13 protein-coding genes are annotated in these 15,059 nt (G+C 34.5%); 3 read left to right on the top strand and 10 right to left on the bottom strand.

All coding sequences use genetic code 11. The annotated features are described in order from the left end of the window. Positions 1-76: cold-shock protein (locus LAV82_RS30870; protein WP_377263438.1), on the top strand; the 76-nt coding region annotated here is incomplete at its 5' end. Between the two features lie 283 nt (positions 77-359). Here LAV82_RS30870 and LAV82_RS30865 read toward each other — a convergent pair. Beyond that, on the bottom strand, positions 360-563 hold the full coding sequence (locus LAV82_RS30865) for a cold-shock protein (protein ID WP_499717614.1): 204 nt from the start codon (positions 561-563) through the stop codon (positions 360-362). A 162-nt stretch (positions 564-725) separates the two neighbouring features. Here LAV82_RS30865 and LAV82_RS30860 point away from each other — a divergent pair, with 162 nt between their 5' ends. Further along, a complete protein-coding gene (locus tag LAV82_RS30860; RefSeq protein WP_499717616.1) occupies positions 726-1,433 on the top strand; it encodes an IS6 family transposase in 708 nt (235 codons plus the stop codon). Between the two features lie 178 nt (positions 1,434-1,611). Here LAV82_RS30860 and LAV82_RS30855 read toward each other — a convergent pair whose 3' ends face one another. From LAV82_RS30855 to LAV82_RS30830, 6 genes are all read right to left on the bottom strand, one after another. After that, positions 1,612-2,601: a carbohydrate kinase family protein gene (locus tag LAV82_RS30855; protein WP_499717613.1), complete on the bottom strand. Its 990-nt coding sequence runs from the start codon at positions 2,599-2,601 to the stop codon at positions 1,612-1,614. A 53-nt stretch (positions 2,602-2,654) separates the two neighbouring features. After that, the gene (locus LAV82_RS30850; RefSeq protein ID WP_499717615.1) at positions 2,655-4,115 is read right to left on the bottom strand and encodes a glycoside hydrolase family 32 protein; all 1,461 of its coding nucleotides are present in this window, start codon (positions 4,113-4,115) and stop codon (positions 2,655-2,657) included. 21 nt (positions 4,116-4,136) lie between these two features. Next, positions 4,137-5,378, bottom strand: a complete 1,242-nt coding sequence (locus LAV82_RS30845) for an MFS transporter (RefSeq protein ID WP_499717612.1) — start codon at positions 5,376-5,378, stop codon at positions 4,137-4,139. Positions 5,379-5,557: 179 nt separating this feature from the next. Next, positions 5,558-6,406, bottom strand: coding sequence for a carbohydrate ABC transporter permease (locus LAV82_RS30840; RefSeq protein ID WP_057237303.1), 849 nt, complete (start codon positions 6,404-6,406; stop codon positions 5,558-5,560). Beyond that, on the bottom strand, positions 6,406-7,350 hold the full coding sequence (locus LAV82_RS30835) for a carbohydrate ABC transporter permease (protein WP_499717611.1): 945 nt from the start codon (positions 7,348-7,350) through the stop codon (positions 6,406-6,408). Before LAV82_RS30835 ends, LAV82_RS30840 begins: the two co-directional genes overlap by 1 nt. Positions 7,351-7,371: 21 nt before the next feature. Next, the gene (locus LAV82_RS30830) at positions 7,372-8,673 is read right to left on the bottom strand and encodes an ABC transporter substrate-binding protein (protein WP_499717610.1); all 1,302 of its coding nucleotides are present in this window, start codon (positions 8,671-8,673) and stop codon (positions 7,372-7,374) included. A 555-nt stretch (positions 8,674-9,228) separates the two neighbouring features. On the opposite strand from LAV82_RS30830, the gene LAV82_RS30825 reads away from it, so the two are divergent. Next, complete coding sequence (locus tag LAV82_RS30825; RefSeq protein ID WP_499717609.1) at positions 9,229-10,203, top strand: LacI family DNA-binding transcriptional regulator; 975 nt, start codon at positions 9,229-9,231, stop codon at positions 10,201-10,203. 402 nt (positions 10,204-10,605) lie between these two features. Here the strand turns inward: LAV82_RS30825 and LAV82_RS30820 are convergent, their stop codons facing one another. From LAV82_RS30820 to LAV82_RS30810, 3 genes are all read right to left on the bottom strand, one after another. After that, complete coding sequence (locus LAV82_RS30820) at positions 10,606-11,601, bottom strand: LacI family DNA-binding transcriptional regulator (protein ID WP_499717608.1); 996 nt, start codon at positions 11,599-11,601, stop codon at positions 10,606-10,608. A gap of 193 nt (positions 11,602-11,794) precedes the next feature. Then, complete coding sequence (locus LAV82_RS30815) at positions 11,795-13,219, bottom strand: sugar porter family MFS transporter (RefSeq protein ID WP_499717607.1); 1,425 nt, start codon at positions 13,217-13,219, stop codon at positions 11,795-11,797. 177 nt (positions 13,220-13,396) lie between these two features. Continuing rightward, a complete protein-coding gene (locus LAV82_RS30810) occupies positions 13,397-14,449 on the bottom strand; it encodes a Gfo/Idh/MocA family oxidoreductase (RefSeq protein WP_499717606.1) in 1,053 nt (350 codons plus the stop codon). Positions 14,450-15,059 lie beyond the last annotated feature (610 nt).

Genomic DNA, 15,059 nt, shown 5'->3' with positions numbered 1-15,059 from the left:
AGGTCAAAAAGTAACGTTTGATATCGAACAAGGTCAACGTGGAGCACAAGCTGCTAACGTTCATAAAGTAGCATAATCAAATTGAGTAAAAAAGACTCCATCTTGGAGTCTTTTTTTACTTTTGATTCCATTAGCTAGCAAAAAACATATTATATCTACTTTTAAAATCTAGATATAATGGAAAAATAAAGGTTTTATGTCTGGTTTCTAGATAAAACGAACGGTACAAGGTATGGACTAGCTATACCATATATCAGAAATATAAAGCAAATATGGCATATGTCTTTGGTAAGAAGTTTACTTTCAGTTAAAGAAGTGCCAGAAGTTTTTTAGGGATTTATCCAAAAGGCAGCCATGAATTATTTTTGATGGGGATTAAGTGACGCATCTAAAAGCCGTTTTTCAGCTCTCATTTTATGGCCACACAAAGGACAATTTTGATGATTTTCATAAGAGAAGTTTTTTCTTATCCAGCCATTACACTCTTCTGATTCACATTCCCAAATCTCTGTTCGTTCTTTAGGTAAGGGCTCTTGATTTTTCTTCCTATGGTTATAATACATAACTACATCATCCCTCCTCCTAAATAGTATACCTTTTTATAAAGAAATAGTAGGAACCATATCTTTCTAAAAGTTCTGGTGCAAAAACTTCAAAATATCTGCAAGTATTCTCTCAAACTTGGACATACTGATACTATTACTCTAAAAAAGGACGCGATCAGTATAGAAAAGCAAAATCTATTCAAGTGGAAACATTATCAACCTGATATTATTTTATTAACCGTGAGATGGTACCTACGGTACAACCTCAGTTTTCGTGATTTAGTCGAAATGATGGAAGAACGCGGACTATCTATTGCTCATACAACCATCATGCGCTGGGTTCATCAGTATGGTCCCGAATTAGATGAGCGAGTACGGCGTCATCTTAAGCCAACCAATGATTCTTGGCGAGTCGATGAGACATATGTAAAAGTCAAAGGTCAATGGATGTACCTATATCGTGCCGTTGATTCAGAAGGAAATACCATTGATTTTTATTTAAGCAAAACAAGAGATCATAAAGCTGCAAAGCGCTTTTTCAAGAAAGCTTTGCGATCTTTTCATGTTTCAAAGCCCCGTGTTATCACAGTAGACAAGAACCCAGCCTATCCTATGGCGATTGAAGAGTTGAAGAAAGAGAAAAAGATGCCCGTAGGCATCCAAATAAGGCAGGTGAAATATCTTAATAACATTGTGGAACAAGATCATCGTTTTATTAAAAAGAGAGTTCGTTCGATGTTAGGATTGAAATCTTTTCGTACAGCTAAATCTATTCTTTCGGGAATAGAAGCGATGCATATCATTAAAAAAGGACAACCTGCTTTACCGGACAAGTCTGTCCAAAATCAAGTGAAGTTCATTCATCAAATATTTGGAATGGCTGCATAAGAATAGATTCCATTCGAAATTTATATACCTCTTTCAAATAAATGTAATCTTTGCACCAGAACCCATTTCTCCATCTAACATCTTTTCTTTTTCAGTCCTCATTATTTAAATCCTTTCTTTTAACCCTTACTTATATCGTGAATTTCATACTAATTCCTAACTATAAATACATATTTTCTTATGCTAATCTGCCTCTTTGAGTAGCAATAAAATTCATTATATGTTGTTTTCCAGGTGCTGCGTGAATCGCTCCTTTTACTGAGGCAGTAAGTGCCCCACTTGCATTAGCAAAGGTAAGCAATTGTTGATGGTGTTCACTCACTTTTTGACATAGATTTTCGCTCGATATATCAATTGAAAGCAATTGATATAAAAAACCACCTATAAATGCATCACCTGCCCCAGTTGTATCTGAAACAGTTACTTTAAATCCTTTATCCTCAAATTGTTCTCCATTTTTCAAATAAATAATAGCCCCATCTTTTCCTTTTGTATAAACGACTACTTTTACATTGCCAATAAAAAGAGAGTTAATAGCTTCTCTTTCTCCTTCAATATTGGTTATAAAAAATAATTCTTCATCCGATACTTTCACAATATCTGCTAAAGGTAAAAAGTCTAGAATTGTTCGACGACAGCTTTCTTTGTCAGGCCATAAGGGAAGACGAACATTGGGATCAAAACTGACAATCCCCCCTATTTTTTGAAAACTATCTATTACTTTGATATGAGTTTGTTTCATTGGACTTTCGACTAAATCTACAGAACAAAAATGAAGAAGGTCTCCCTTATCAAACCACTCTACTTTCACCTCGTTTGGTAAAAGTAATAAGTCAGCTGAATTCTTTCTATAAAAACTGAAGTATCTATCTCCCAATTTATCTACAGATACAAATGCCAAACCAGTCTCTCCTTCATTGCATCGAATAATATATGAAGTATCTACCCCATTTCCTTCAAGCACATCTACTAAATAATCACCAAAGCTATCATTAGCTATTTTCGTTAGCATAACAGAATCTCCCCCGTATTTTGCAATCGCAATTGCAACGTTCATAGGAGCTCCCCCAGCCACACGTTCAAAACTAGTAACTTCTTTTAAAGACTTTTCTTTTTGAACAGGAATAAAATCAATTAATGTTTCACCAATACAAAAAACTCTTTTCAACATCTTCACCCCAAAACAATGAACAAGTGCTTGTACACTTGTTCATTCATAGTTTATTTCCAGATATCTTTTAACTTCCAATATGTTAATTCCTTAATCTTTACATCTTCAACATCTGCAAATACTTCAATGCCTAATCTATCTTCAGCTGGATAAATACGACTTGTCATAGTTCCTTGTCCTTCATTTGCAAATACTTCAATAGAGGATCGATCAAGGAATATGCGTAAGGAAAGCTCTTGATTTGCCCTAAGAATGGTATTTCTTACACCATCTTCAACTTTACCAGACTTAGAACAATCGAGTTTTAGTGTTTGTTTGTCCAAGTGATACGTTAATACAGTCTCTTCCTGGTTAATTCCACGTATTTTTATTCCAACCGACTGTGCGTTACAATTGGTTAGGTCAAACACAGCTTTTATTTCAAGTAAATCTTCGTTTGTTTCTATTAAATAACTATTAGAAGTTACATTGGTAAGTGTATTATGTTCAATCTCACGCAATAAGTTTACTTCTTCCACAGGATTCATTAAAACTTTATCATTCTCTCCTAAAGTAACTTCCCTTGGTAATGTAAGTGCTCCACACCATCCATCTTCTTTTGTTGGCATATCTGACTCCCACATATCCATCCAACCAATAGCAATTCGACGTCCTTTTTCATCTAATAACGTTTGAACTGCATAAAAGTCATGTCCATTGTCTAGCTCATTAAATGACCCGTGTATAAACTCGTTTGTTTCGTAATTGTAATCTCCAATTAAATATCCTGTCTGGAATAGGTTGTTGTATAAATCCCCATCTTTTTTAATCCCTTGTGGAGAAAGCATGAGAACGTATTTTCCATCTAATTCAAAGAAATCTGGACATTCCCACATGAATCCGAGTTTTTTGTTTCCTTGTGCCAATACACCAATGTATGACCACTTACGTAAATCCGGAGAACGGTATAAAATTACTCTGCCTACATTCTCCTTGGTCGAATTTCCTACTACCATATACCAACTATCTTTATGTTTCCATACTTTAGGATCACGAAAATGATGACTACTATCCGTAGGTGGTTCAGTAATTACTGGATTTTCCGCAACCTTATGAAATGTGACACCATCGGTACTAACAGCAAGATTTTGATTTTGATAAAATAGATCTTTTTCTTTGTCCATATAATGATGACCTGTATAGATTAACGTTAATTCACCATCATTATCTACAGCGCTTCCCGAGAAACACCCGTCAGTATCACAAGCATCACCAGGAGCTAAGGCGATAGGCAAGTGTTCCCAATGCACAAGATCTTTACTCTTTACATGTCCCCAGTGCATTGGACCCCAGTTTTCATCGTAAGGATGATGTTGATAAAATACATGATATTCTCCTTTATACTGTACTAAACCATTTGGATCATTAATCCAGTTGGCAGGTGCCATAATATGATAACCTAACCGATAACGGTTATTTACTCCTTCTTTTGCAGTATCCAATGCTTCTTGCGCTTGTTGAAGTTTGTTTATTGTGAACATTCTAACATCTCCTTATATAACTTGTTTTATGTCCGGTGTATTTCCTTCTAACCCTTTGCTTTTATTAGAACTTAATAAAGTGAACATTGAAATAATCGTAAAACAAAGGACCATTATTCCTAGAATAAGGTAAGTGTGACGGAACCCTATCATGTCGTATAATTTACCTGCTAAAGGTGATAGCAAAGATGCACCTATTTGAGAGGCAGCTTGAAACCCAACTAAATATAAAACGGAAGATAGTCGTGTATCGAAGTTAGCTGCAAAATATTTAAAAATAGCAATCAACATAATGGGTAATTCTAATGCATGTATTAATTTCATCGAAGAAATACCGATTGGCCCTACTACAAGCCCTGACCCAATAATACGAAGTGCCATTAGAAGACCGGCTAATAATAGTCCGTTTTTGGCTCCAATTTTATTTACAATAAAAGGTGCAATAAACATCATTCCAGCCTCTAAAAATACTTGAAAAGAACTTAAATATCCAAATACTTGATTCCCTGTGGCTTCAGTAGCAAATAAAGAGGTGTAGTAAATTGGAAATTGCTGATCGTACACACTATATACGCACGTTACTCCAATCACATACATCATCAAAAACCAAAATTTCTTTAAAAGAAAAAGTTGTCCAACATCCTTTAATTTAACGGATTCAGCTTTTTCCAATTCAAAGTTTGTGACTTCTATTTTCACTGATAAAATAATTGCAACTAAGATAATTGCTGAGACAGATGCCACCCAAAAGTTGATGTTGGGATTAATATTAAATAGCTGACCTGCAAAAAAAGTTGCTGACGCCCAACCTAACGAACCCCACATTCTAGACTTTCCGTATTCGAAATTGTATTTGCGGCTAACTTTTTCAACATAGGTTTCAATAGCGCCAATACCTGCAGAAATACCAATGCCTAAATAAATAGCTCCCACAGATGCACCTAAAATCACATTATATTTTAATAGTGGTCCATATACATAAATATAAAATGGTCCTACAAATACAAGCAGTAAACTAATAAAAGACAATATATTTTTCTTTAGACCTATCTTATCGGAGATATAACCATATACAGGCTGTATACACAATGCGAAGATAGCGTTTACAGAGAAAATCAAACCTGTGGCTGATCCACTTAAATTTAATTCTTGCTTTAACCAAATAGGAAATAAAGAGGCGCTAGAAGACCAAGTAAAAAAGAAAAAGAAAAAATAAGCACTTAACTTCCAATAGAGAACTTTTGAACTTTTCATGTTTGTTGCTCCTTTAACTAGATATATAGAATCTTTGAAACAAAAACTGAAAGCACTTTCATATCCATTCTATGTCAACCGGTTTCACAAGTCAATATCTTTATGTCAACCGGTTGACATCCTTTTTTTAAATTACCCATACATAGGTATTTTCTTACAACAGTAACCTAATTTTTTTCTTATTTAATACCTGTCCCTGAACCACCAATCCCTTCTAAAATATAGCGCTGAGCCACTATATAGATAAGAATCAATGGTATGGTTGATATTGTTAAAACAGCCATGACTTGATTCGTGTAAACTGGCTCCGTACTATTGATGGCTGTAATTGCAACTTGAATCGGAAACTTTGACTTGTCCGTTAAGACCATTAAAGGCCAGATATAATCATTCCAACTTCCGATAAAAGCTAAAGTTCCAACTGTAGCAACAGCCGGTTTGGACATCGGTAACATAATCCTTAAGAATATTTGCCACGTATTTGCTCCATCCAACTTGGCTGATTCAATAATCTCTGCTGGAATAGCCATGAAAAAGTTTCGGAATAAATAGATATTGAATGCCCCTGCTAAGGCTGGCAGAATTACAGCAAGACGAGTGTCTACTAATCCCAGTTTGTGAACTATAGTAAATTGTGAGATTAAGATTGTTTCTAGTGGTACGATTAAAAGCGCCAATAAAAGACCAAATAGCACTCTTTTTCCATTAAAATTCAATTTAGCGAAAGCATAACCTGCCATCCCGTTGATAATAACAGAACCTGCTGCTACGCATAAACCATAAAACAGGCTGTTTATTATATAACCAATTAGGTGAAAACGTGACAGAACTTGCTTATAGGATATAAACCAATCTGACGGATGAAAGGAAGGTAGGAAAGCCTTAATACTGTTCATATTATTATAAACTTCTGCTTCAGGTTTCATTGAAGATGCGATCATCCAAAACAATGGAAATATAAATAATACCGCGAGCAAAACTAAACAAATGTATTCTAAAATTGTTAAAGGCCCGAATTTCCGTCTCATTAGTCATCTTCCTCCTTCACTAATTTCCGTTGCGCTAGCGTAACCAATCCAATAATTGTTCCAAATAGAAGAGCAATCGAACTAGCATATCCAACCATTCGGTCCGTAAAGCCAGTTTGATAAATGTAATATACAACCGTCATCGTAGAGTTTACTGGCCCCCCTTGTGTCATAACCATTGGTTGGACTAATAGCTTAAATGCACCAATTAGTGTCGTAATAAATATAAAAATAGAGGTCGGCTTTAATAATGGTAATGTAATATAAATAAACCGTTGCCATTTATTCATTCCATCTAGCTGTGCAGCTTCGTAGACATCTCCAGGTATATTTTGCAAACCTGCTAGAAAAATTAACATTTGAAAGCCAGCTCCCTGCCATGCTGAAACAAAAACAATTGTAAACATAGCCTGTTTAGGGCTTGTTAAGAACGGTTGAGCTGAAACACCAAAATAAGTGAGTACATTGTTGATAATTCCTTCATTTGGATTTAACAAATAAAGCCAAAGAACTGAGATAACAACGAGCGACATTACCACAGGACTAAAGTAAGCTACTTTAAAAAATGTGTTAGCTTTACGTTGTTTGTTTAATAGGAGGGCCAGCCCAAGAGCTGCCCCTATCTGTAAAGGAATTACCCAAACGACAAATTTCAGTGTATTCGCTAGGCTTTTCAAGAAAATAGGATCCTTAAATAAATTGATAAAGTTGTCTAATCCTACAAATTTTCGCATATTGGGTGTTAAAAGATAATAATCTGTAAATGCATAGTAGACGGACATAATAGCTGGAATAATAAGAAACAGCAATAAAAGTAATAATGCTGGTCCTAAAAATGTATAAGCTACTACGTTTTCTTTCCATTTAATTCTACTTTTAGTCTCTTTTTCTTTTCCTAGGAATGTGTAAACAGTCTTATTTCCTTTTAATCCAGTTTTAATCATAATGCCTCCTTCTAGCTGCTTTTATCGATTAGCCTTATCGATAGCTGCTTGCATTTCTGTAGCACGTGTATCTAAGACTTTTTTGATGTTTTTATTTTGATCATAGAAACTGATATCATCAATTGTTTGTTGGAAAGCACGTGTTACTTGTGGGTAAGCTGGTGTTACTGGTCGTGCGTGTCCTGATTCCTTTAATTGCTTCATAAACACATTCATTTGATCAGAAAATTCTTTTGTAAGTACTTTTTCAGAAGAGTAACGAACTGGTAGTGCTGCAATTGTACGACTTAATTCTAAATTCGAATCTTTATTTGTCATCCAATCTACTAATTTAGCAGACCATTCTTTATTTTCAGATTTCTGTGTCATTGCAAACTGCCAACTTCCTGAAGGTGAAACCAGTTTCTTTGTTTTTGGTGATACTGGATAAGGCATAACACCATAATCAACTTTTTGAAAATTTGTTTTCATATCCGTTACTGTCCATACACCACTAAACTTCATTGGGTACTTTTCTGTTTCAAAAGCTTGTTTGACCGGAGTACGCGTTGTATAACCTTCTTTTAACATCGTTTGAATAAAAGTCATGGCTTCAACACTAGACTTTTTATTAAACACACCTTCTGCTTTAGTACCGTCTTTCGAGAGAATTTCTCCACCTGCAGACCATACAAATGGCGTTAGCGCATACGTTAACATTTCATCTTTTGATTGTAATTGCATATCAATAGCTGGTTTATTATATTTTTCTTTCAACGTTTTGCATAGGGTCATGAACTGATCCCATGTCCAAGGATGATCAACTGTCGGTAACGTATTTAAATCAACGCCTGCCTCTTTTAGCATTTTTTTATTGTAGTAAATTCCCACGGACGATTCACTCGCACCGATCGCATACAATTTGTCTTTGTATGTTCCTTGTTGCTTGATACTTGGTAGTAAATCATCTTGATCTTTCACGTAATCATCTAGTGGAGCAATGATGCCAGATTTTGCATAAGCAGCTGTATTTGGACCATCCAACGTAATAACGTCGGGTAATGTATCAGTTGTTAACGCTGCGTTTACTTTATCCTCATACCCACCGCCGTTCCCACTTCGTGGAATAAATTCAATTTTAGCTTTAACATTTTTAGATGCATACTTCTTGTTAAAAGCATCTACTCGTTTTTTATACACCTTACCTTCTTCACTATCATCTGATACGTGTACCCACATTGTAACCATTTGTTTGCCGTCACTACTTACGCTTTTACCCTTACTACAACCTGCTACAGCAAAAATTAGTAATAAAGATATACCTATTAAAAACCATTTCTTCATACGTTCCAGTCCCCCTTATTTCTCCTTATTCATAACAAAAATATAAAAGCGCTTTCAGTGAGTATTTTATGTCAACCGTTTACATATGTCAATCGGTTGACATGTTTTTTTGAAATATCAAACTTTTCACTCCTATCCTTAGAACGAAGGTATAATATATTAGAATATATGTATTATCAATATCTCATTCATAATAAAAGTTAATTTTTGTTTGATATAAGGTAATAGTAATTAACCCCTACTTCTTGCACATGTTGAAGATATTTTCTACAATAAGTCCGTACCAAGTAAACTTTAATTAATTAAAACATTTCTCACAATAAAATATTTCAAAATAAAGTATTTTTTTATTAATCAGTAAATTATAAAGCTGTCAAAGGAGGAACTAATTTTAATTGTTATAAAGTATTTATCTAATGTTTAATAAGCTATTTTCCTAACCTAAATAAAAAAATATTATGTAACTAAAAAATATAAAAACTTATTTAAATAACAAAGAAAAGAATCCTAATATAATATTTAAAAGTGGTATTTAGTAGGATAGGAGGAGATAGAATGAAACCTAATATCCATGACGTAGCAAAAGTTGCAGAAGTTTCATCAACAACAGTTTCACGAGTCTTAAATAATCGAGGTTACATAAGTGAAAAAACGAAGGATAAAGTTTATAAAGCGATGGAAGAAATTAATTATTTTCCAAACGATTTAGCACGTTCCTTATTTCATAAAAAAACAAATTTAATAGGGTTAATTATACCCAATTCAAGTAATCCGTTTTTCGGTGAGCTTGCCTTTCATATTGAAAGTATTTGTACTTCGCTAGGTTACAAATTGTTGCTTTGTAACAGTTTAAACCGTATGGATAAAGAGGAAAAATACTTAGAAATGCTTATACGAAATCAGGTAGATGGGGTTATTGTTGTAACATACAACCGAGGAGTCCTAGATTATCATAAACAAAATTTACCTATCGTAGCAATTGATCATTATTTGTCTGAAAAGATTCCTGTTGTAGGATCCGATAATTATGATGGAGGGAAAAAAGCTACGGAATGGTTAATAAAGAAACAGTGTGAAAATATTATTCATATTAATGGTCCACTCGACTTGGAAACACCAGCAAATTTAAGAAGAAAAGCATATGAGGATGTTATGAAGGAATACGGAAAATTACCAACTACATACGAAGTCTCTCCTCAAAAGAGCCGTGAGGAAGTAATCTCTAAGCTTTTTGATGAACATCCAGAAGTAGACGGTATTTTTGCAAGTGATGATTTAATTGCGGCTGCTGTCATAACAGAAGCTAGAAAAAGAGGAAAAGATATACCTACTCAATTAAAAGTGATTGGTTACGATGGAACAGAAACAGTAAAGGCTATACTACCAGAACTAACCACTATACAACAACCTATCGATTCTATTGCGAAGGTAGCAATTGACATTTTATCTAAAGAGATTGAAGGCGAATTCAACAATATAGAACTTGAAACTTATCTGCCTGTTAAGCTTTTAGAAGGTGGAACTACTTAAATAAATTCATAACATTTACAAAGGAAAAATTTCTCTTTTTAAAGGCCCGGAAGCTATTTATTCTTAATTTCGAGTGATTAAAATAACTACTTTTCCCAAAAGATTTTGAGCTTGGTTGTCTCAGAAAGGTTGAGAAATCAAAGTTATATAAAAAGCTGTATACTCCGGAAAAAGAACCCTTCTCAGAGTCCTGGGGACTGACCCCTGTTTTTGAAACAGGCATCAGTCCCGTATGTTATTAAGGCCTTTTCTTCGTATATCAAATTTGTTACGAAGTTAAAAAAGAATGGTCATTGTTACTTATTCTTCAAATTCTTGAATGATAATCAGAATAAGATGATTCAAAGAAAACAGAAAAATTTGCGTTATAGAGAGTGAATTTATATTAAAAAAGTATTTTGACTAAAGATAAGCTGTTGATTGTCTAATAACTAATTCAGGAGATAGAAGTAAGCGCTCTTTATGGAGCTTAGATTCCTCCATTTCCTGAAGTAATAAATCGACTACCTTTGACCCCATCTCCTTTATAGGTTGAGAAACCGTAGTAAGCATAGGAGAAGTGGTAGTAGACAACACAGTATTATCAAATCCTATAACTGATAAATCTTCAGGAAGATTTAAATTTGCTTCTTTAGCAGCCTGTATTACACCAGCTGCTAATAAATCATTACACGCAAAGATAGCAGTAGGTTTATCCTCCAATGAAAGAAGATCTTTAGCACTTTCATATCCTTTTTGAATAGTAGCTTCTGTTTTTATTATGTATTCATCTCTGATAGGAAGTTTTGCTTCTTGAATTGTATCTTTGTATGCTGCTAAACGTGGTGTATTACTTCGCACATCTTCTGAAATAATTCCAATTTTCTTATGTCCTAAAGATAATAAATATGAAGTAGCTAAGTATCCACCTTTATAATCATCAACTGTTACGGTATTCATAGACAAACTAGGTATTTCTGAAGCTATTAAGACACTAGGTACTCCCTTATTTATCATCTCTTCAAGCAAATGCGTACTTCTAAAAGCTGAGGCTACTACTACACCATCTACTCTTTGACTAGTCAACAGAGATAGGTATGCCTTTTCCTTTTTCACATCATTATCTGTATTACACATCATAACGTTTAATCCTAATTCATGACTACGATCTTCAATACTTCTTGCAATTTCAGAGTAAAACGGATTGGATATATCCGGAACAAGCAAACCAATCAATTTTGTTCGCTTCCCTCTTAAAGAAGCCGCAGCTGCATCAGGCTTATAATTAAGTTTCTCCATTGCTACTAGTACTTTCTTTTTTGTCTTTTCGCTAATCTTTCCTGTATGATTGACGACTTTTGAAACCGTTGCTATGGAAACACCTGCTTCTTGAGCCACACTACGAATAGTTATTTTCATAAGGTTCCCCCTCCTTTCACTTAGGTATTTAGCTTGTAAATAGGTCTGTATCACAATAGATTAATTTTATTTATTATAGCATATAAATTATACCCCTTAATAAATAGACAGCTTTGCCTAAAGCGAAGCTGTCTGCCATTGTCCGTTCGTCATTTATAATTACTGTACATGTTAAAGAGTGGTCCTTAAGAAATTATCTTGCCTGTTTGCTCTCTAATTCTTGATCACCATAGAAACGGAAATAGTATTCAAGTTCTTCAAGTGATTTCCCTTTCGTTTCTGGTAAATACTTATTCACGAATGCGATTGCTAATAACCCTAATACGCCAAATACTAGAAAAGTGGTAGATAAGCCTATAGTGCTAAGTAACACAGGGAACGACAAACTGATTAAGAAATTAACAATCCACATCCAAAACACACTAAAACCCATACCAAGACCGCGCATTCTTAATGGAAATATTTCCGCCAGTGTTAACCATGTTACAGGTCCTATAGCCCCCTGCATGAAAGCTAAAAAAACAACCGTTAAAGAGAGAACAATGTAAGGAAGTGCCGCAGAACCATTCAGAATAAAAGAGAAAAAACCAATGAGAAAAAGAGATGTGGTAGTACCACATAAGCCAATAATCAACATTGGGCGTCTCCTCACTCTACCAAGTAACCAGATTCCAACTAGCATCGCCACTACTGAAATAACACCATTGGCAATGTTTCCAATTAACGCTGCTTTGGTTCCCCATCCTGTATTCTTAAGTATTTCTGTTCCATAATACATAATTGCGTTCACACCATTAATTTGATTAACAATAGCAATTCCAATCCCTAAAAATAAAATGCGACGCACCCAAGGAATAGACAAATCTTTAAAACTAGACTTTTCTAATTTGGACTCTTCGTTAACTGACGATTTAATTTCTTTCAGTTCTATATGTGCCTGATTTTCCTCTCGAATTTGTTTAAGCACCCTTAAGGCATCACCTACTCTGCCTTTTGATGCAAGCCAACGAGGACTCTCTGGAACGATTAACATTCCAAACCATAATACAACAGCTGGTAATGATGCAATAACTAACATGAAGCGCCAGACATGCCCTACATCTCCTAATACATTGCCAAAGATTGCATTGCATGTAAAAGCTAAAAACTGACCTGTAACAATCATTAATTCATTTTGTGTAACAATCTGTCCTCTTATTTCAGCTGGTGACATTTCAGCTAGAAAAGTTGGAACAGTTACAGATGCACCACCTACAGCAATTCCTAAAATGAACCGACAAACCACCATTAACGTAGTATTTGGAGCAAAGGTGCATCCAACGGTTGCTATAAAAAACAACAGTGCTAGATATAAGATGTTTTTACGACGACCGTTATAATCTGACAAACGTCCGCCAAATAATGCACCAAAAGCTGCACCTAATAAAAGGGAACTAGCGACGAGTCCCTGTGTAAACGGATTCAAATCAAGTTGGTTTGCCTCTGACATATACGGTAATGCCCCATTTATAACGCCAGTATCATATCCAAAGAGCAGACCACCGAATGTGGAAATAAAAGCAATTTTTCGTACCATTCTTTTAGGGTCCTGTTTCTTCTCTTTTGTCTCTATGTACATCCATTCTCCTCCTACTCATATTAAAGATAAAGAGTAATGTCTACGAGCTTATAAGATTAGTAAAAAACAAAATCAGAGATAACGCTTACATTATTAAAAGAACCAATTCCCTATTATTTAGAAGGGACCCCTAAAAACACCTGCTAGTATCCTATAGGTAACAGTATAACTGTTCAATTATAGAGATGAAGGCATAACTTTGTAAGGCGACTGTACAGAAATGAGTTCTCCTGTTTCAAATGATTCTTTGCAAGCATATCCTAAAGCAGTGGATAATACTCCATCTTCTACTGTAACGTTTGGTTGTCTATTTTCTCTAATACAAGAGATAAACTCTTCAACTTCACTCAAGTACGCCTGTTCAAATCGCTCCAGGAATCCATCTGAACATTCCTTTACTGCTCCATTTTCGTCAAATACAGTAACCATATTCTTTTCTGGAGTTGTTCCAATTCTTAAGGTTCCTTTTGTACCAACGATTTCTGTTTCAATATGATATCCATGTGCACAGTTACGACCCGCAACAAAAATACCCATTGTGTCATTTTTAAATTTGACTAAGGCAGCACCCGTCTCTGCGTCATTTAATTCTTTAATTTCAGGATAACCATAAGCTCCGCCAATAGCCCATACTTGTTTAGCTTCTGAATTTAAGTACCATCTAGCTAAATCTAAATCATGAATAGCCATGTCTAGGAATAGACCACCACTATAATTGTTCTTAGCAAATGTCATGAATCCATCAATCGCTTTTGTAGGATCAAGACCATAACAACGAATTAAAACTGGATCTCCTATTTTTCCTTCTTCCATTTGTTTTTTGGCATATGCATACGATTTATCGTACCTTCGCATAAACCCAACCATAAAAACCTTATCCGCATGGTTGTTGACGACCTCTTGTACCCGTAACGCTTCTTCTAAATACAAGCCAAGAGGCTTTTCACTAAAAACATGTAGATTAGCATTTAGAGCCTTTTCAATTTGTTCACAATGAAAACCAGATGGCGAAGCAATCAGAATAGCATCTAACTCTTTGTTCTGTATCAGGTCGTCATAACTAGTATAGGCATATTTGATTCCCCATTCTTTCTGTACCTGTTCAGCTTCTTCTTTGATTACACTGCAAACGGCCAATAATTCACAATTGGGGATTCGGAATGCTAAATTTTCTGCATGTTTTCTCCCTAATCTCCCCAATCCGACGATTCCAACTTTAACTTTTTTCATTATTGATCACTACCTTCCAGGAATTTAATTAGAATATTCAGAAATAAAAATATAAAACACAAGGAAAACGTTTTCCTTGTGTTTTTATTATAATTAGCTTCTTGTAACAAAGTCAATATTTTTCGAATCGAAATAATAAATCCTTGTTTAACAGTATATTATTACTTAATATAGGTGATTAATCATCAATGGATGTGTTTAATTTTAAACTAGATATATTTTTTCAAGGAATAAGATAATTGATTTAAAGAAAACCTTTTCCTTAAATCAATTATTAACAATTCAAAAAGTTGGTTAATGTATCGTTTTGTTATGAAAGAAAAGCCTGTAAAAACATTATGGTAAATAAACATGTATACTGTTGCGGACAGCTAATTTGATTTTGTTCCCATACTTTGACATATAAAGTCTCGTTCTAATTATTTAATTTTCTTAGCTATTTATAAGTATCTTTCATGATTTCCCTAACATTGTTATAAAGTCATAATATTCTGTTATTTTTATTTAAATTGTAAGCGATTATATATATAATGAGAATTAGGTTGGATAGCAAGCGTGGCTGTCATTGTATATGGCGTAGGTGGGGCCAGTACAAGATAAAAATAGCTTA

The sequence above is a fragment of the Bacillus sp. ILBB4 genome (assembly GCF_035064545.1).
Lineage (GTDB): Bacteria > Bacillota > Bacilli > Bacillales > Bacillaceae_H > Priestia.
This window is presented reverse-complemented; position numbering and strand designations above follow the sequence as displayed.